This window comes from Salinigranum sp., assembly GCF_041641895.1.
Taxonomy (GTDB): Archaea; Halobacteriota; Halobacteria; order Halobacteriales; family Haloferacaceae; genus Salinigranum.
The window spans coordinates 1-19,381 of sequence record NZ_JBEPXO010000077.1 but is presented as its reverse complement, the minus strand read 5'-3'; the positions used below and the strand labels follow the sequence as shown (position 1 = coordinate 19,381).

The following is a 19,381-nucleotide window of genomic DNA, read 5'->3' as shown; positions in this document are numbered from 1 at the left end:
GGCGTCGACGTCGACGCCGACGAGGTGGTCAGTCACGACACCAAACACGCGCTCGTCAACGCGGCACGCCACCGGGAGGTGGACGTCGTCGTGGCCGAACACGAACCGCTACGCCTCCGGTCGCGCCTCTTCGGCGACCCCATCGACTGGGTCGTCCGTCACGCGCCGTGTGACGTCCTCCTCGTGGACAACCTCGGCTACGACCGCCCCGACCACGTCGCACTCGCCGTCGAGCGCGGGGGGTACCCCCCGCTCTCGGTCACCGTCGCCGAGACGCTCACGGCGGCGAACGACGGCAGCCTCTCGCTGTGGTACCCGCTCGACGACGACGACGCCGAGCACGAGCAACTGGCCGAAGCCTCCCGGGCGGACCTCTCGTCGGTGCTCGCGGTGCCGGTCCGCGCGCCGCCCGCCCTGACCGACGGCGGGCGACGCACTCAACCGGACCTGCTGGTCAGACGGGGCGTCGACGACCGACTCCGGGCGGCGCTCACGACGAAGCCGCGCTCGCTCCCCCAGCCGGGGTGTACGACCGTCACGGTCTACCCCCACGAGTCGCGACAGCCGTCGCTGGTGCGTCGGTGTCTCGAACGGGTGACGCTCGGCCGCGAGTAAACTACCCCACCCGACTCCCTCGGCGCATACGCGCCTCGGTCCTTGAGGGTGGGGCTTTGATGTGGACTCCCGGCAATCAGTCGCCAGTAATAGGCCGGTGACTCTCGCCGTTCAACGTCCCACCATTCACACGCAGGTCTACTTCTGCGTCTCCGTTCCCCGACTTGGGCGAGGAACGGAGTCTGTGTGTTCGCTTTCGGGCGTATCGTAGCCCGATGTCCTTCGCCGCGTTGTAGTCCGCATTCACATCGTAGCCACACTTCTGGCAACAGAAGCGTTCTCCGTGGCGGTTGTCGTCGTGTGTGAACCCACAGTCCATCCGAGAACAGCGTTGGGACGTGTGGTTCGGCGCGACTTGTTCCACGGAGACACACCGTTCGGGCGCTTTGTAGGAGACGTACTCAAACAGGCGTCGGAACGCCCATATGTGGTGCCACTTCGCGTGTGGAAGCCGCTCACGAATGTCGTTCAACTCCTCGAACGCGATTACGTCGCAGTCGTGTTCAACGGCTTCCGAGACGATTTCGTTGGCGACGGTGTGGATGTACTGTTTCCGCCACGCTTCTTCGCGCTTCCCGAGTCGAAGCAGGGCGTTGTACGCGGCTTGCGTTCCGCGCTGTTGCATCTCACCGCGTCGTTTATCGAACTCGCGGCACCAGTGTCCGTAGTCGTCTCCCTGCCAGAACGTGCCGGTTGAGGAGACGGCGAGGCTATTGACGCCGAGGTCGATACCGAGGACTGTTTGGTCGGGGTGCCCGGTATCTGCCGGAGCCTCGTCGCCGTCTATCCGCCGAGTCGAGATGTTGAGGTAGAACTCGTCGTTCACCGCATCGTACCGAAGCGTACTCTCGCGGAACTCGTAGTCCTCAGAGAGTACATATCGCTCGTAGGGCGTCGGGCTGTCTGCCGGGAGAACGAACGAGGGTTCGACCCGCCCCTCGACAGTTGCCAGCGACACCTTGTTTCGGTAGGAGGTCGCACTCCGCGTGTCGTAGTCCATCGTTTCAGCGGTGAACGTGGGGCAAGAGACGCGCTGTCCCTTCTTCCAGCGTTCGATAACGCCTTTGACGGCTTCGACGGCGCGTTTGATGGCGGCTTGGACGAGTTGCGCCTGCAAGTCCGTCTCCGCTCGAAGTTCGGAGTAGAGCGCGTCACGAACCTGCCGTTTGTTGGTCTTGCACTCGGTGTAGGAGGTGTCGGACCAACAGTAGTCGGCGGTTTGGTTCGCGCAGGACAGGTAGTGGTCGGCGGTTCGGTGGAGTGCGTTGCGTTACTCGTCGGAAACGGCGAGTTTCACGACAGCGGTTCGACGCACATCCATACTTCAGAGAGTACCAGACGGTACTTACACGTTCGGAAGTCGGTCGGTCGATGTATGCCGGTTGTGTCGTCCCATGTCGGTTTCCTCTCCGGCCTACTCGCTCCCTTCGCTACGCTTCGGTCGCTCGTTGAGGCCGGAGGCATCATCTTGAATTACGCTGACTCCCACCGACGGGTGCTCTCAGTCACGTGAAGCCGGCCCGTCGACGCGTCGCCGGCGTCGGCCCGCCAGTCCAGGCCGGTTCGCTGGTGTTAACACCCGCGTCGTGAACCGGTGGGTATGGACATCGTCGTCACGGGCGGCCGCGGGCAGTCGGGACGGTGGGTCGTCGAGCGACTCGCAGCGGACCACACGGTGATGTGTCTCGACCGACGTCGTCCCGCGGACGGGGGCCACCCGGCCGTCGACTACCAGGCTGTCGACCTGACCGAACCCGGCCCCGTCTTCGACGCACTGACCGCACGCGAACCGGACGCGGTGGTCCACTGGGCCGCGATTCCCGCGGCAGGACTCCGCCCGGGCGTCGAGACGTACCGGAACAACACTCTGGCGACGCACGCCGTCCTGACCGCGGCGGGTCGGGTCGGCGCACGCATCGTCCAGGCCTCCTCGGACGGGGTGTACGGCTTCTTCTTCGCAAGGGAGACACCCGTCCCGGACCACCTCCCCGTCACCGAGTCTCACCCACTGCGCCCGGAGGACGACTACGGCCTCTCGAAGGTCGTCGCCGAGGACGTCGCGGAGACGGTCGCGCGACGCGCCGGCGTCCCCGTCGTCTCGCTCCGGCCCTCCTGGATTCAGATTCCCGGTGACTACCCGTGCCGTGACGAGGCGTACGTCTCGGACCTCGCGGCCGGCGCGGGCAACTACTGGTCGTACGTCGACGTCCGCGACGTCGTCGACCTGGTCGAAGCCGCACTGACGGCCGACGTGACCGGCCACGAGGCGTTCAACTGCGTCGGCCCCGACAACGCCCTCGGCCGACCGCTGCGCGACCTGATGCAGACCCACTTCGGGCGGCTCCCGGACGACTGCACCGTCGAGGGCGACGCGGCCGCCTACGACGTCTCGAAGGCACGGGAGGAACTCGGCTGGCGACCCACGCGGTCGTGGCGGGAGGCGGCGGACGAGTCGGTCGCCCTCCCCGACCACTGAGTGGGACCCGGTCTCCGGCGTCCGTTCGACCCCGGCCTCTGTCGACCCACTCCTCGCTCTGCTCTCGTTCGCCGGGACCCGTCCCCTCCTCGGCGACACGTCGGTCGGCTGATGGTATCAGGAATGAAAACCCTGGGCGAGGATTATTGTACCGTCTTTCCCTCCGCATCTTCGTGATTAGGCCGGACCAGACACGGGGGGCGTCGGTCGACGTGCTGTACGTGAGCGACGAGCCACGCGTCCCCGACCCCGTCCGGTCGCAGTTCGAACGGCGGATACCGAACGTGACGATCGACGCGGTGACCCGACCCACGGCCGTGCTCGACCGGCTGTCGGCGGACCACGTCGACTGTGTCGTCACCGCACAGACGCTGTCGACGCGGACCGGCGTCGACCTCGTCGAAGCCATCAGGGCGCAGGGCCACGACCTGCCCGTCCTCCTGTTCACCGACCGGGGGACCGACGAATTCGCCCGGCGGGCGCTTCGCGCGGGCGTCACCGACTACGTGCCCGTCGGCTCGACCGGCGAGGGGACGTCGCTCCTCGCCGAACGCGTCCGACGAGCCGTCGCAGAGACACGCGACGGGCAGCGAACGCGGCGGTTCGACGCTCCGGACCAGCAGTGGCTCGAACGGACCACCGACGCGGTCTACGCCGTCGACGCCGACTGGCGCATCGAGTACATGAACGAGACCATGGCGGACCGCGTCGGGCGCGACCCCGAGACGCTGGTGGGGAAGTCGCTGTGGGAGGAGTTCCCGTCGGTCGTCGGAACGGGAATCGAACGACGGTACCGGACCGCGATGGAGACCGGCCTCCCGGTCTCGTTCGAGAAACGCCTCGACGACCCGTTCGGCTACTGGGTGCAGGTGCGGGCGTTCCCCGACGCGGATGGGCTCACCGTCTTCTCCCGGGACGTCACCGAGGAACGGGAGCGACAGCAGGAGCTAGAGCGACAGGAGGCCGTGTTACAGACCGTCTACGACGCGGTGCTGGTCATCGACGACGCGTTCACCGTCCAGTTCGCGAACGCCGCCGCGGCCCGCGGCATCGGAGACCACACGACGGCCGAGGTCGAGGGCGAACCGCTCGGCGACCTCCTCGAGGGGATGGTCTCGGACGAGGACGCGCGGCGGTTCACGCGCGCCGTCCGGGAGACGCTCGACGGAGGCGACGACTCCGCGGGCCCGTACGACGTCGACCTGCAACTCGGGGTGGAGACGCCGCTCGAACGGCGGTGCTACGACGTTCGACTGACGCCCTTCGAGGACGACGGGGGACGACAGGTGCTCGTCGTCGCGCGGGACCTCACCGACCAGTACGAGGTCCGTCGGCAACTCGAACGGGAGCGGAACCGCCTGCGAGAGCTGCAGGCGGTCATGGCCGACGTGACGCTCTCGACCGACGAGCGCGTCCGGTCGCTGCTCGAGGTGTGCTGTGAGTCGCTGGGCCTCGACATCGGCATCGTCTCGGAAGTCGAAGGCGACACCTACACGGTTCACAGCGCGTACGCGCCGGAGGTCTCCATCGAACCCGGCGACCGCTTCGACCTGTCGACGACGTACTGTGAAGAAGTCGTCAGGCAGGACGCCGTCTGTGCGTTCGTCGACGCGGTCGACGACGGGAAGGAATCACACCCTGCGTACCAGCAGTTCGAACTGGAAGCGTACATCGGCGCCCCGCTCACCGTCGACGGCGACCGGTTCGGGACGCTCAACTTCTCGAGCCCGACCGTCCGGGCGGCCCCGTTCGACGACTCCGAGCGCACGCTGGTCGAACTCGTGGCCGAGTTGGTCGGAACGGAACTCTCGCGCGAGCGACGACGACGCGCGCTGGAGCGACAGCAGGCGCTGTTCGAGCGCGCCCAGGAGATCGCGGACATCGGCATCTGGGAGTACGACCCGGTGACGGAAGCCCTCCACTGGTCGAGCGGGGTCCGGCGAATCCACGGCGTCGACGCCGAGTACGAACCGACACTGGCTGACGGGATCGACTTCTACCACCCCGACGACAGAGACCGAATCGCGGGCGAGGTCGAACGAGCGGTGCGGACGGGTGGCTCGTACGACCTCGACCTTCGAATCGTCCGGGCCGACGGCGAGGTCAGGGACGTCCGCGCGTGGGGGACGTCGGTGACGGGGCTCGACGGCCAGCCCGTGCTGCGCGGGGTGCTCCAGGACATCACCGACCGGAAGCGACGGGAGCGAGAGCTCCAGCGGGCGCGCCAGCAGTTCGAGACGTTCACCGAGAACGTCGACCACGCGTTCTTCCTCGTCCCGCCGGACTACTCGGAGGTGACGTTCGTGAACGCGGCCGCCGAGGAACTGTACGGTGTGTCGGAGCAGGAACTCCGTCGAGACCCCACAGCGTGGCTCGACCGGATACATCCGGACGACGTCGACGCGGTCGAAGCAGACGTCGACGCACAGGGGACGGCGGCAGTCGACTGGCCACAGGTCCAGCAGTTCCGTCTCCTGCACCCAGAACGCGGTGTCCTGTGGCTTCGCTCGCGAATCTACCCCATCAGAGACGACGGAGAGGTGGTGCAACTCGCCGGCATCGCCGCCGACGTCACTCAGGTCGAAAAGCACGGACGGAAGCTGGAACGGCTCCAGCAGTACACCAGTCGGCTCATCGACGTGTCGGACACGGCCGAGGCGGCACGAATCGGCGTCGACGCGGCAATCGACGTCGTGGGCGTCGACTTCTGCCGGATTCAGCTCCAGCGGGCGTCACAGCCGGCCTCGGCCGTCTCCGAGACGGGGACGACCGGCAGTGGCGAGACGGCGTACGAGCGGAGCGCCGGGGACGACCCGCTCTCGACGTTCGCGCGCCAAGCGCTCGAGGAGCGCCCGGCGGGGGTGGGTCGCGACGGTGACGGTGACAGCGGCGGGGCGGACACGTCGTCACGTCACGCGCCCATGGTGATTCCGCTCGGCGGTCACGGAGCCATCTGCGTCTCGGAACTCGACGCGGCGGCCTTCGACGACATCGACACGACCCTGCTGGAACTCCTCGCGGAGGCGCTGGCCGGGGCGCTCTCGCGCGCCGAGCGGACAACGCTCCTGCGCGAGCGGGAGCGCGAACTCGAAGCACAGAACGACCGCCTCGAGAAGTTCGCCAGCATCGTCTCCCACGACCTGCGGAACCCGCTCGGGGTGGCGAACGGCTATCTGGAACTCGCCGAGGAGCGAGGCGAGCCAGCGTACTTCGAGAAGACGGCGTCGGCGCTCGACCGGATGGAAGCGCTCGTCGACGACCTGCTCACCCTGTCGAAGGCGGGTACCGCGCTCGAAGCGTGGTCGGCGTGTCCGCTGACGTCGGTTGCCCGCGACGCCTGGGAGTACGTCGAGACGGCGGACGCGACGTTGCGCGTCGAAGCGGACGTCCCGACGGTCGAGGGCGACGAGAGTATCCTGACCCAGCTGTTCGAGAACCTGTTTCGGAATTCGGTCGAACACGGGTCGGCCGGCCCGCGTTCGCAGGCTCGTCAGGGCAGTTTCGAACAGGGCGCCACGGGCGAGCGGACGACGACCACTGACGCCGCCGAGCCCGGTGGTGACGACGCGGGTGTGACGGTGCGCGTCGGCCCGCTGTCGGACCGGACGGGATTTTACGTGGCGGACGACGGCGTCGGGATTCCACCGGAGAAACGCGAGGAGGTGTTCGAGTACGGGTACACGTCGAGCGCCGACGGCACCGGGTTCGGGCTGGCAATCGTGACGGACCTCGCCGCCGTCCACGGCTGGTCGGTCGACCTCACAGAGAGCGCCGCGGGCGGGGCCCGGTTCGAGTTCGGGGTCCCCGAGTCGGGCATCCACGACTGACGTCGCCGACGTCCGCCGCGACGCGCTGGACGGACGCCGTCGACCAAGACCCGTCGCCGGATGTGCGCCAGCGAAGGGGTCGCCCTTCCCCCGCGAATCGACTCAACAGCCCTGGCCGGCGGCGGTCACGGGGAGCGAGACTGTCGCCGGGTCACGACCCGTGTTCGCGTAGACGACGTGCCGGGTTCCGAGCCAGTCGTCGTACCGCTCCTCGGCGACCGTCTCGGGGGCGAACGGGAAGAGGTGCGCGCCGGACGTCGTCCACGACGCCTGCGAGAGGACCGGGCAGGACGGGCTGGCGCCGCCGGAGAGCCAGCTGGCCGTCGGTGAGACGGTCGGCTCGCTCCGGTAGTAGTGGACGCCGACGCGCGAGAGCGAGTGGTCGGTCGCCCACTCGCCGCCCGCTCCGCTGACGAACCCGACCGCCCGGAACTCCGAGTCGAGCGTCGTGCTCGGGTACGTGCCCGTGTCGAGGTTCAGGTAGGCGAAGGGGACGCTGGTGACGAGGGCGACGAGGACGACGACGACGAGGAGCGTCCCGACCAGCGACCGCCCGCCCGTCGGGAGCGCGGACGAGTCGCCGACGTCGACGCCGACGCGGGTCGAGAGGAGTCGGGCGACGACCAGCCCCGCGAGTATCGCGAGCGGGAGGTGCCCGAACGTCTGTGCGCGGATGGCGGTGTTGACGTACTCGGGCGTGAGCGACGCGGTGAGCGAGAAGCCGATGACCGTCAGCGGGCCGGCGAGGAGTGCGACGACGAGTGCGCCGGCCGACCGGCGTGGCGACAGCAGGCCCAGGCCGAACGCGCCGACGAGAAGCGGGACGGCGAGCGCGAGGACGGGCACCAGGACGAGCACGGGCGTCCGCGGCGTCCCGGGGTAGACGGAGACGAAGACGTTCACGACGGTGACGAGGTAGAAGACGAGGAGCGGGACGACGGCCGCGAGCGCGCGCGCTCGCGAGGAGGTAGTCCACACCCACGCGACGCCGACGACGAGGACGATTCCCCACGCGAGGAACAGCCCCGGGAACGCGACCACGCGGTCGACGTACGCGAGTTGCATCACGGCGGCGGCGAGCTGGTAGTAGCCGCCGAAGTAGACCCAGAAGCCGGCCGCGATGGCACCACCGCCGAGGAGCGTGCGGCGGGAGGGGTTCCTGACCGCGTGCGCGACGACGAGAGCGACGACCGAGAGGCCGGCGACGAGCGTCGAGAAGATGTGCGCGAGCGGCATCGCGACGAGGAACGCCCCCAGCACCACCGCCCAGCGTCGCGTCCCCCCGCCCCGGCGGAGCACTGCGTGGAGCGCGAGGAGGAGCAGGGGGACGAGGACGTACGACATGACCTCCTCGTCGGCGACCATGGTGCGGCGGAGGAAGATACCGTCGAGCGCGAGCATCACGCCAGTCGCGACCACGGCAGCGGAGACGCGGCGACGCGGCCAGTCGAACGCGCCTGCGACGCGGCGGGCGACGGCCATCCCGGTGACGACGCCCGCGACGCCGACGAGCGACGAGAGCGGCTGGGTGACGCGGAGCGGATCGACGCCGACCACCCCCGAGACGCTGGCGATGAGCCCCGTGTAGACGATGCTGTCGACGCGGAACGCCGTGATTGGGAACGACCCCGTCCGCAGGGTCTCCGTCGCGAACCACGCGTACTGGAAGCCGTCGAGCGTCGCCGGGTGGGGGCTGAAGTAGAGCGGAACGACGCGGGCGAGTGCGGCGACTGCCAGGAGCGCCAGGACGACCAGTCCGCGGCGGCCGCGCGTCCCGAGGCCGTGGCCGTGGCCGTGGCCGTGTTCCTGCCCCAGCGCGGTCGTGGTGCGCGGCCGCGACTCGGTCGACCCCACCGACCCCTGCTCGACGTCAGTCATCGCTCCGCACCTCCGACCCACCGAGGCCCGAACGGGGACGCTCCGGACGCGTCGGCGCGTCCCGCGACACGGGCGCGAGGAGCGTCGCCGGCGAGGCGGAGACGAGCGAGAACGCGGCGACGACGGCGCTGAGGAGCGCGAGGCCGAGCGCACAGCCACCCGCCGCGAGCAGGAGCGTCGGCGAGAACGTCGGCCGGAGGACGACGCCGAAGAGCCGGAGTTCGCCGAGCGAGAGCAGGAGCCAGACCAGCGCGCTGGCGACGCTGACTGCGAGGACGGCACTGACTCCGCCGACCCGGAGCACGTCGCCGAGGACGAGTCGGTAGATGCCGCCCGGCGAGGCGCCGACGGCGCGGCGGACCCCCACCTCGTCGCGGGCGGCGTGGATGCTCCGGGCGAACGAGGCCGTGGTCGCGCCGACGGTCATGAGGCCCACGAGCGCGACCATCGCGGCGACGAGCACCCGGATGTTCCCGAAGACGACGGTGATGGCCTGTGCGATGCCGCCGCCGCTCGACCGGCGGCCACTGCTGGCCAGCGCCGCGGCCAGCCGTTCGTCACCCTGTACCGCGAACTGCGCGGCGGAGGTGTTCCGTCCGTTCTGGAGGAGCGTCACGGTGTAACTGCCGGCCGCACGCGGGGGGAGACGGAGGGTATGCTCGGTTGTCGCCCCGGGCTGGAGGGTCAGTTCGCGCTCGGCGGCGTTCGGTCCCTGGACGAGCGTCACTGTCTGGGTGACTGGTTGCTCCCAGGGGTTCTTGAGCGTGGCGACGGCGGTGGGTCTCGTCGCGATGGAGGGGGCCTGGGGACGGACCGCGACGCTCGCGGTGAGCCGTCGCTCGGCCCCGTCGACCGCCCGGACGTCCGTGCGTGCCGTCGCGTCGCCCTGCATGGCCACGACCGTGTAACTCCCCGCCTCGGGGAACGGAACGCGCACCACGCCGTCCCCGTTCGTCGTCCACGTCCCCTCGCGGCCGTCGAGGCTGACCGTCGCATCGGCCACCGGTCGGCCGTCGCGCGTGACGGTCACCTGCGGCTGTGACCCCGGGGGGATGCTGGTCGGGAGGTCGACCGACAGCGCGTTCTCGCCGCTTCCCGCGCCGACGGCGACCGACTGCGTGTAGCCGGCCACGCGGAGTTCGTACTCGCCGGGCTCACGCTGGGGGAACGTGAGCGTGACGCCGCGCGTCTGTCCGGGTCGGAGGTCGAGTTCGAGCGGACGGGTGTCGTCGCCGAACCGGACCGACACCGTCTCGTCGAGCGGGGCGAGGCCGTAGTTCTGGACGACGAGGCGGAGCTCGGTCCCCCGGTCGGTCGGGTCGGCCGCCGCACCCAGCACCGAGAGAGTCGGCCCGGCGTCCGCGCCGGGGTCGATGGGTTCGGTCCGGATGAAGTTGACCTCCCCCTCGCGGTTGGCCGAGAGGCGTTCCCCCGTCTCGAGCGAGACGAGGAGCTGGTCGTCCTCGACACCCGTGGCGGCGAACACGCCGACGATTTCGACCCGCGTGAACGCCGGTCTGGTGCTCCCGCCGAGGGTGAGCGTGTCGCCGACGTCGACGTTCAGCGTCCGGGCGAGGTCGGCACCGACGACTGCCTCGTCGGCAGCCTGTGGTGGCCGCCCCCGGACGATGCGGGAGTCCGAGACGGCGGCGTACGACTGGTAGTCGACGCCGCGGACCAGGAACGGTTCCCCGCGCGACACCTCGAACAGGAGTATCTCGGGACTGGCGGCGACGCCCTGCTGCTGGAGCGTCTCGGCGTAGGAGACGGGGACCTTGCTCTCGATGGGGTGTGCGGCGTCCGCCTCCGTGATGGTCTGCTGGTCGTCGGGCGTGAGCGACGCGAGCGCGCCGCCCGACGCCGCGATGAGGAGGACGAACAGGACGAACACGGACAGCGTCGCCGTCGAGGGGACGAGCGCGTCCCAGTCTAAGAGTGTGGGCCGGAGCCGGCGGCGGACGGCATCGAGAGAGCCACCGCGCGTCGGAACCGCGGCCGACGGCCGCGTGACGGCCGCTGGCGGGGGTCGAACCGCCGGCCGGGCCGCGACGACGCCCGCGGCCCCGCCGAGGAGGGCGACGAAGGCGCTCGTCGGGGCGAGCAGTCGAACCGCCTCCGTCGTGACCGAGATGGAGAGCGACGTCGGGGCGCCGGCGAAGACGGCGGCGTTGACCACACTCCGGACGAGGACGAGGCCGAGCGCGTAGCCGAACGCGACGCCGATACCCGTGAGCAGGAGGGCGCGGACGCCGAAGATGGCGTACACGGAGAGCGGGGATGCACCGGTCGACCGCACGACCGAGATGGTCTCGCGGCGGTCCTCGACGACGACGCGGGTGACGCTGAACGTCGTCACCGCGACGAGGACGCCGCCGGCGAGGCTCGTCAGGAGCAGGAGGTCGACCAGCTGACGGGTCCCGAGGACGAAGAACGCGAGCACGGAGAGGAGCGGGACCGCCTCTCCAGAGGGGACGAATCCCGGGCTGTCGGGAGCGAGGACGAACGCGCTCGTCGGACCGAGCGTCTCGACGGTCGTGGCGGTCGTCACGTACCACCCGTCGGGGACGAGTGCGCCCGGGGGCCGCGGGGCGAACGTGACTTCCCGTGTGCCGGCCGCCGTCTCGACCGACGCCCGGACCGTCTGTTGCTGTGTGGTCGCCGCGAGGACTCCGTCTCGGCCGGCCGGGAACGTGACCGTCTGCCCGCGCGCGCTCACCTCGGGCGGCGGCGTGGGAATCCCGACGACGGTCCGTCGTTCGCCGTCGAGCGAGACGGTCGTGACGGGGAGGACGTACTCACCGCTCCCGGCGGCCGCCTCCGCCTCGGCGACGGAGTCGAACGACTCGACGGTGCCCGGCGAGTCGAAGTCGGCGGCGATGGCCGTCGTCTGTCCGGCCATCGCGAGGCCGAGAAGCGTCACCCCCGTCAGGAAGGCGATGGTGACGGCGATGACGAGGACGGCGAGACGGTCGCGGCGCGACCAGCGGAGGGCGAGTGCCTGGCGGTACCCCATTCAGGTAGAGTCTGTCGCCCCGACGAGAATAAAGCTGTGCGCTCCGGTCGCCCCGCGTCGCCGGGGGGCGGAGCACGCCGGACCCCCGCGAGGGTACGCCGACGCGGCGGTCTGACTCGGCTGTCGGGCCGCGGCGGGACGGGTCGGCGCGTCAGCCACCGCTCGCTCCGTCCCCGTCCCCGCCTCCGGTGCTCGTCGTGCCGCGAGCCGTGAGCAGCGAGTCGAATATCCGCTTCTCCCCTTTGCGGAGGTGCTGGTGGAACGTGGGCGGCGAGACGCCGAGCGAACGGGCGACGTCCTGCCCGTCGCTCTCGCGTGGCCACTCGAAGAATCCGGCGTGGTAGGCGGCCTCGAGCGCGCTGCGCTGGCGGTCGGTGAGAGCCGCGGTGAGCGACGAGGCCGTGAAACTGGTCCCGTCGCTCCGTCTCGTCAGTTGACGACGTCTGAGCAGACGGGCCTCGGGGTAGGCGTCCGTCATCGCCTGCATGACCGCTCCGACGTCCGAACGCGGCGGGACGTGGACCGTCAGTCGGTAGTCGCCGTGCTCGATGACGGCCTGCTCCACGGAGCCTTCGAGGGCCGAGATAGTCGACAGCACCGGCGGGTCGGAGACCTGGAGTTCGAAGGGCCGGTCGTCGCCGTTCTGCCGGAACCGGACCGCCTCGTAGAACGGTACCGTCCGGACCATCTCCCGCACGGTGTCGACGCCCGCCAGCGTCGTGCGTCCGTAGAAGAGGTAGTCGCCGTCCTTGACGGGCACGACTCGCTCGAGCACGATGGGGTCGTCCAGCTCCGAATCGACGCCGATAGACGCGAGAACGTCCTCGATGACGAACTCGAGTTCGACCACTTCGTCGCTTATCAGCGCCCGCTTGCGCTCGGTGGCGACGATGGCGTGACCGACGATTTCGCCGAGTTGGGCGATTACCGCCCGTTCCTGGCCCCTGAACGCGTTGGGGCGCTCCGCGTAGACGTTCAGGACGCCGTAGACGGTCCCCTCGTGAAGAATCGGAATCGCCGCCGACGAGCGGAAGTCGTACGACTCGACGTGGTCGCGCCAGGGGTCGTGTCTGGCGTCGCGTTCGATGTCGTTGGTGACCTGTATCTCCCTGGTCCGAAGCGCCCGCCCCGTCGGGCCCTCGCTGCGGTCGTCGTCCGGGTCGACCGAGATGGTGACCCCGTCGAGGTACCCCTCGACGCCGGCTTCGGTCCGGAGCGTCACCGTCTGCGTCGCCACGTCGACCTCGCCGGTCCAGGCGAAGAGGTACGAGTCCGTCTCGGCGAGCCGCTCACAGACGGTCGCCTCGATTTCTTCGCGCGTCGACTGCTCGATGACGGCGTGAGCGATGTCGTGGACGACCTCGTTGAGGCCGTTCAACGCCGTGAGGTGCTCGCGGTGGCGTTCGAGCGCCTGCTCGCGCCGGCGGCGTTCGAGCGCCGGGAACAACACGTTGGCGACGCTCTGGACGAACGAAATGTCGTTCGTCGAGAACTGGCGACGGGTGGTCGCGTGGACCGACAGCACTCCCCACGGGCGATCCGGTGGGCCGATGGCGACACTGATGCCGCTCGCGATGTCGTGGGCGCTCAGGAGGTCCGACCGGACGAACCGATTCTCCCGCTCGTAGTCGTCGACCACGACCGGTTCGGCCGCCCGCAGCGTGTAGCCGGCCTGGTACTCTCGGGTGGCCCCCACGGTGGCGTCACCGACCCGTCCGTCCGCCCACCCCGTGCCGGCCCGCAGCAGGAAGTCGTCGGCGCGGTACTCCAGCACCTTCGCGTAGTCCGCGTCGAGTGTCTCGGCGACGCGTTCGCTCACGGCGGTGAGCAGGGCGTCGACGTCCTGACGGCCCAGTGCTCGCTGGCCGAGTTCCACGACCACCGCCTGCTGGTGGGCACGGTCGGCGAGTTCGCGCTCCCGGCGATGGTGGGTGGTGACGTCGAAGAGCGCACCCGCCATCCCGACCGGCGTTCCGCCCTCGTCGTACGCGACTTCGCCGCGTGCCAGGACCCACTGCCAGTCCGTCGCCGCACTCTGGAGGCGGTACTCCGTCTCGAACTCGTCGGCCCCGGCCCCCTCGATGGCCCGCTCGAAGGCCGCCCGGACCCGCTCACGGTCCTCCTCGTGGACCGACGAGAACAGGGCGTCGGCCGGGATGCCGGCGGCGGCCCGGTCGGGGGCGATGCCGTGCGCCGCTGCCAGACACGTGTTCACGGTCACGACGTCGGTTTCGAACGCCCACGACCAGAGTCCGACGTCGCCCGCGACGCTCGCGCGTTCCAGCGACGCCAGCGCCGTCGCCTCGCGTGCCTCCGGTCGGTCACGGGCTCGCCCCGACGTCGCCCTCGGTTCGTCGTGACCGACGGGGGCGGTCGGTGGTCGCCACCAGACGCGGGCGTTCGCCCCCACCTTCTTCGTCTCGAGTCGGTCCGCTTCCACGAGACGCTCCAGTCGGGCGTACGCGGCCCGGCGGCCGATGTCGAGGCTGTCGGCCACCTCCGGCGTCGTTCGGGGCACCCCGACCGGGTCGAACCCGTCGAGCGTCTCGCGGAGTGCGTCCGTCAGCCCGTCTGTTACCATCGTCACGTGGGGTGACGGCCGGACGGCATCAACCTTCCGTCGACGGAATCTCCGGCGAGCCGCGAGGCGGTCGTCGCAGTCGGACACGCGCTACAGAGGTGCTCGCCGCCGCCCGAACGGGGAACGGGGCGGGAGTCCTCTCGAACCGAGCCTAATCAGTTGTAGTACAGCCTTACCCGTGGAAGCCGTCTACTCTACGACCACGATGTCCCTCGAATCTATCGACGAGTCGCCGGCGCCGGGGAACGCCGACGACGTGTTGGCGGCTCTGGCGGCGGAGGCGCGGCGCGACACGCTCCGGTACTTCCTAGAGACCACCGAACGGACGGCGACGCTCGACGAACTCGCCAGCTACGTGGCGGGCCGCGTCGGCGGCCTGTCCGACGACGCGCGGGAAGACACCCGACTCCACCTCCACCACGTCCACCTGCCGAAGCTGGCGGAGGTCGACCTCGTCGACTACGACATCCAGTCGTCGACCGTCCGATACCGCGAACACCCGTTCGCCGAGACGGTCGTGGAGTGGAGCGGGTGACGCGTCGGGTATCCAGTGGGGCCAGGCGGTGGGAGACGACGGAGCGGTCGCCTCGGTGAGAGGCGACTACCTGCCGGACGGCGGTCGTGCCCCCGAACGTGCCGTCGTCGGGGCGGCGCGCGGACCGACACCGGGGACCTCTTCTCTTCGCGCACAGCGGCACGTCGAGGACTGCCTGTCGCGTCGGGTGCGGCTTCGACGGCGCTCGTAGGGGCGTGACGGTCACCCTGACGGTTGCCGGAGCGCGTCCCCCGAGGTCCGTCTACGTCCCGCAGGCCACGCGACAACCGTTATCCTCGCTCGGCCGGGACGTACGACCACATGCACGTCACGGTGTACGGTCCGCTCCGGTCTGCGACTGGCGAGAAGACGGTGCAGGTCGACGCGGAGGGTGAGACGGTCCGCGACGTCCTCGACGCGCTCGTCGACGCGTATCCGCGCGCGGAGACACACCTCACCGACGACGAGGGGACCCTACGTCCGAGCGTTCGCGTGCTGGTCGACGACCGGCGAGTCGATCTCGACGAGTCGGTCACCGACGTGGAGTCGATGCGGCTGTTCCCGGCGATGCGTGGCGGTTGAGGGCCGGCGTAAGAGCGCCCCATCGTTGAGAGCCGGCGCACGAGCGCCCGGTCGTTCATCACACGCGAGCGCTCCCGTCCCGGTCAGAGGTCGTACTGCGCCCGGACGGTCTCGGCGAGACCGACCTCCTCGAGCAACGCCATCGGCGCGAGCATCGACAGCTGGACGACACCCGGAAGGCGGGCGATTTCGACGCCACCGGTGAACGTACACCGCGAGCGGACCTCCCCCTCGGAGATGCCGAACAGTTCGCACGCCCGGTCGAAGGCGTTCTGTGTCGCGTCGTTGACCGTCGCGCCCGACCCGACGAACTGGACGGGGGCGGCGTCGTGGAGGTGGTCGACGCCGTGTGCGGCCGCGAGTTCCTCGCCGGCCGCCCGTTCCTCGTCGGTGTACGGTTTCGCGATGTGCGGGAGGTCCTCCTCGTTCGGCAGGAGCAGCGGTCCCGGCAGGTCGAGTCCCTTGATCACCTCGACTTCGAGTTCCGTCTTCCCGCTGACGTCCGTCGTGTGCAGCGAGAGTTCGCCGTCGCCCTGGTTCGCGTGGAGGTCACCGACGTACAGGCCCGCCCCCTCTACGCGGACGGGACAGACGAGCGTCGCGCCCGGGCGCACGTCGTTCGAGTCCAAGTGGCCGTCCGTCCGGGCTTCGAGGGCTTCCTCGTCCGGCAGGCCCCAGTCGTGCTCCGCGCCGATGAGGAACTGCCCGAAGTCGCCCGCGTTGTGTGAGTCGGGAAGTTCGACGGTCGGGGTCGTCCCGATGTTGCCGACGAACGGCTGGAGGCGGCCGAGCGTCCCGGGCATCTCGTCTGGTTCGTACAGGAGAATCGGGTGTTGCCGCGAGTTCTCCGGGAGCGCCATCGCCTCCTCCGCACGCTCGGCCAGGCCGTGTGCACCCTCGGAACCGACGGTGATGCCGACGGTCCGGTCGTCGTCGAACACCACGGTGTAGCCGTACTCGAACCCGAACGACGAGGCGTTCGCCCCACACTCCGCACAGCGAATCGCGTCCTCGCCAGTCCCCTCGACGACCGACTCGGGCCACGGCGTCCCACACTCGGGACACTCGTGGTCGACGAACGGGTCGTCGCCGAACGCCCCCTCGCGTTCCGCCATGCTGCCGGTGCTGGTCGCGATACTCGTCACCTCGACGTCCTTGATACGGACGACGAGTGCGTCGCCGGGTTCGGCGTTCTCGACGTAGATGGGCCGTGTCACCTCGTGTCCGCCACGGAACTCGGGGGTGATCATCGGCCCCCAACAGCCCGCGGGCGTGTGCGTCTTGACCGTGCCGCCGTCGCGGACGGTACCCGCCCACTCCTGCTCCGGCCCGACGAGACCCAGCGTGAACTCGTCCACCTCGAGGACGTCTGCGATCTGTTGAGACATACGTGTCCCTCTTCGGGTGGAGTGTGTTAGCTATTGTGCCGGGCACTCTCGTGCCCGTCGGTGAGGTTGTCCGCCTCCACCGCGAGTAGAGCGGCGACGTCGTGGCTCCCTCGTCACGAACCGTCTCCAAGTTCGGACAGTCGCACGGCGCGAACACTTTTACTGTCTCTGCCGCTGTCAGGAACCATGGGAGACGACTCACCCACCGAGGACCGTTCTCGAACGACGATCTTCTGGGTCGGCCGACTGCTGTTCGGTCTGGGGCTGGCGCTACAGGCGTCGGAGGACTTCCGGGACATGGAAGACACCATCGAGTACGCCGAGTCGGCAGGGGTGCCCCTGCCCGAACTCGCGGCTCCCTTCGCCTCCGGGATGATGCTCACCAGCGGTCTCGGGGTCGCCCTCTGGCGACTGCCGCGGGTCGCCACCGGCGCGGCCGTGACCTTCCTCGCGGTGGTGACGCTGAACATGCACGACTTCTGGAACGCCGACGAGGACTCCCGCAGCGGCGAGCGACTCGCCTTCTGGGGGAACCTCGCCATGTTCGGCGCGGCGCTCGCATTCATGCGCGAGGCGTACCGCTGAGGTGTCCGGACGCCCCGTCCGCAGGACGAGCATCGACGACGTCGGTCGGGGGACGCACCGACCGTCGCCCTAGTTCCCGGTCGACGACACGTTCACCCACAGGTGGAGTTCCCGGTAGGCGTTGTCGGTCGTCGGCGTCGCGGGGGGAGCGCCCCGGTACAGCATGTACGTCAGCCGCATCCGGTCGCCCGTCAACTCCGGCGTCACCGTGTGCTGGCGCTGCCAGGTCTCGTTGTGTTCGGTCTCGAGTTCGAACGTCTGCAGGCGCTGTCTGTCGACGACACGCGTCCAGTTGTCCGTGACCTGGACGTCGTGGAGTTCGACGACCACGGTGTACGCCTGCTGCTGGTGTTCCTGGTTGCCGACGCCGACGACGAGCGACTGCGACTGGCCGGCGACGAACTCGGTCGGGTAGCCGTCGGCGACGAGTTCGCCGTCGTCGCTCTCGGTGAGGAGGTAGAACTCGGTGAACGACTCGCCCTGCTTGGGAACGGCCACGGCGTACCCTACGCTGCTGACCGCCAGCACGAGCGAGACGACGAGCAGCACGTTGAGCGCGCCGTCCGTCCGCGTCTCGGGGTCGAACAACTCGCTCCTGCCGGCCCGGAGCCACGCGCGCCACGGGACGGTGAACCGGTCCTCGGTCGGGAGCGCCAGCCGTCGACGCGTCGCGACGGCGGCGAGGGCGAGGACGAGGACGGTGAGCGTGACCACGATGGGGACGAGGCGGATGCCGAACGGCGTGAAGTTGAGGACGAGGCCGACGAGCGGCACGACGGCGATGGAGACGCCGAACGAGAGCGCGACGCGTTCGAGGCCCGTGATGCCGGAACCGTCCGTCGCGTCGTCCGCCGGGTCCGTCCCCCGCTCGGGGAACAGCGCCGCGACGAGCGCGTAGCCCGGAACGAACAGCACGAACGGCAGCCCGACCACTATCCGGAGCGGCGTGTCCCGCACGACGGGGAGGAACACGACGCCGGCCGTGAGGAGGGTGAGCACGCCGACGGCGGCGATGTCTGCGGGAACGCGGCGAAGCCACGGCGGCGCCAGGAGGCCCCACCGGACGTCGTCATCCATACTCGGGTCGAATCGGCCACGGGACAAAAGTCAGTCGGTCGCACTGTCCCGTCTCGCACCGACAGTCGGGCTGGGGCCGGGAACCACGGTCGAGCCAGCGGGGCAGTCGGGGCGGGCGGAGCGGACTCCCCGCCGAACCGAAGCCTGTTTGCGGGCCCGGGCAGTACCCCTCTCCGAATGCTCCCCTGGGCTCACGCCGCGTTCGGCTACCTCCTCTACGACCTGTACACGGCACGGTCGAGAACCCGACCCGCCGGGGTGGCGGTGCTCGCACTGGTCCTCGGGACGCAGCTCCCGGACCTCGTCGACAAACCGCTCGCGTGGACGTTCGACGTGCTCCCCTCGGGGCGGAGTCTCGGCCACTCGGTGTTCGCGCTCCTCGTTCTCTGCGGCGTGCTGGTCGTCCTGCTGGACGAGACGCGTCGCCGGGAGATTCGAGCGTTCGCGCTCGGCTACGCCTCGCACCTCCTCGCCGACGGAGTCTACCCCGCGCTCGAGGGCGAGTTCATCCAGTTCGGCTACCTCTTCTGGCCACTCACGTCCGCGCCGCTGGACGACGAGGGCATGAGCTTCGTCGAGTTCTTCACCACGCTCGAACCCACCGGGTGGGTCCTCGTCGGCCTCGGCCTCACCGCCGTCGGCCTCGTCGCCTGGGCACGCGACGGCTACCCCGGCGTGCGCGACGTCCTGATTCCGCTCGTCGTCGGCCACGAGGCCGAGACGAACACCTGAGTCCAACTCTCGGGGGACACACGTCGCGTCGGCCCGTTCGGAACACGTTAGGGAGCGACCGGGCGAGACCGGCATCACACCGGACATTAAAA

13 protein-coding genes are annotated in these 19,381 nt (G+C 69.7%); 7 read left to right on the top strand and 6 right to left on the bottom strand.

What is annotated here, in order from left to right:
- A partial coding sequence (locus ACESK5_RS15100) for a universal stress protein (protein ID WP_372912409.1) occupies window positions 1-615 on the top strand: 615 nt, incomplete at its 5' end.
- Window positions 616-691: 76 nt separating this feature from the next.
- On the opposite strand, the gene ACESK5_RS15095 is transcribed toward ACESK5_RS15100, so the two are convergent.
- Window positions 692-1,852 carry an RNA-guided endonuclease InsQ/TnpB family protein gene (locus ACESK5_RS15095; protein WP_372912410.1) on the bottom strand — a complete coding sequence of 387 codons (1,161 nt, stop codon included), beginning with the start codon at window positions 1,850-1,852 and terminating at the stop codon, window positions 692-694.
- Window positions 1,853-2,215: 363 nt separating this feature from the next.
- On the opposite strand from ACESK5_RS15095, the gene ACESK5_RS15090 reads away from it, so the two are divergent.
- Together ACESK5_RS15090 and ACESK5_RS15085 are read left to right on the top strand one after the other, a co-directional pair.
- On the top strand, window positions 2,216-3,091 hold the full coding sequence (locus ACESK5_RS15090) for an NAD-dependent epimerase/dehydratase family protein (RefSeq protein WP_372912408.1): 876 nt from the start codon (window positions 2,216-2,218) through the stop codon (window positions 3,089-3,091).
- A 173-nt stretch (window positions 3,092-3,264) separates the two neighbouring features.
- Entirely contained in the window at window positions 3,265-6,918 is a 3,654-nt protein-coding gene (locus tag ACESK5_RS15085) for a PAS domain-containing protein (protein ID WP_372912407.1), read from the top strand.
- A gap of 102 nt (window positions 6,919-7,020) precedes the next feature.
- Here ACESK5_RS15085 and ACESK5_RS15080 read toward each other — a convergent pair whose 3' ends face one another.
- From ACESK5_RS15080 to ACESK5_RS15070, 3 genes are all read right to left on the bottom strand, one after another.
- Window positions 7,021-8,796 (bottom strand): hypothetical protein, encoded by a 1,776-nt coding sequence (locus ACESK5_RS15080; protein WP_372912406.1) that lies wholly within the window; start codon window positions 8,794-8,796, stop codon window positions 7,021-7,023.
- Window positions 8,789-11,809, bottom strand: a complete 3,021-nt coding sequence (locus ACESK5_RS15075; RefSeq protein ID WP_372912405.1) for an FtsX-like permease family protein — start codon at window positions 11,807-11,809, stop codon at window positions 8,789-8,791. The genes ACESK5_RS15080 and ACESK5_RS15075 overlap by 8 nt, the downstream gene beginning before the upstream one ends.
- A 151-nt stretch (window positions 11,810-11,960) precedes the next feature.
- Window positions 11,961-14,390 carry a GAF domain-containing protein gene (locus tag ACESK5_RS15070; RefSeq protein WP_372912404.1) on the bottom strand — a complete coding sequence of 810 codons (2,430 nt, stop codon included), beginning with the start codon at window positions 14,388-14,390 and terminating at the stop codon, window positions 11,961-11,963.
- A gap of 205 nt (window positions 14,391-14,595) precedes the next feature.
- Between ACESK5_RS15070 and ACESK5_RS15065 the strand changes: the two genes are divergently transcribed.
- A complete protein-coding gene (locus tag ACESK5_RS15065; RefSeq protein WP_372912403.1) occupies window positions 14,596-14,925 on the top strand; it encodes a hypothetical protein in 330 nt (109 codons plus the stop codon).
- A 321-nt stretch (window positions 14,926-15,246) separates the two neighbouring features.
- On the top strand, window positions 15,247-15,507 hold the full coding sequence (locus ACESK5_RS15060; RefSeq protein ID WP_372912402.1) for a ubiquitin-like small modifier protein 1: 261 nt from the start codon (window positions 15,247-15,249) through the stop codon (window positions 15,505-15,507).
- A gap of 83 nt (window positions 15,508-15,590) precedes the next feature.
- Here the strand turns inward: ACESK5_RS15060 and ACESK5_RS15055 are convergent, their stop codons facing one another.
- The gene (locus ACESK5_RS15055; protein ID WP_372912401.1) at window positions 15,591-16,895 is read right to left on the bottom strand and encodes an acetamidase/formamidase family protein; all 1,305 of its coding nucleotides are present in this window, start codon (window positions 16,893-16,895) and stop codon (window positions 15,591-15,593) included.
- 186 nt (window positions 16,896-17,081) lie between these two features.
- Between ACESK5_RS15055 and ACESK5_RS15050 the strand changes: the two genes are divergently transcribed.
- A complete protein-coding gene (locus ACESK5_RS15050; RefSeq protein WP_372912400.1) occupies window positions 17,082-17,480 on the top strand; it encodes a DoxX family protein in 399 nt (132 codons plus the stop codon).
- Window positions 17,481-17,549: 69 nt separating this feature from the next.
- Here ACESK5_RS15050 and ACESK5_RS15045 read toward each other — a convergent pair whose 3' ends face one another.
- Window positions 17,550-18,557: a DUF1616 domain-containing protein gene (locus ACESK5_RS15045; RefSeq protein WP_372912399.1), complete on the bottom strand. Its 1,008-nt coding sequence runs from the start codon at window positions 18,555-18,557 to the stop codon at window positions 17,550-17,552.
- Window positions 18,558-18,734: 177 nt separating this feature from the next.
- Between ACESK5_RS15045 and ACESK5_RS15040 the strand changes: the two genes are divergently transcribed.
- Window positions 18,735-19,289: a metal-dependent hydrolase gene (locus ACESK5_RS15040; RefSeq protein ID WP_372912398.1), complete on the top strand. Its 555-nt coding sequence runs from the start codon at window positions 18,735-18,737 to the stop codon at window positions 19,287-19,289.
- Window positions 19,290-19,381: the final 92 nt, after the last annotated feature.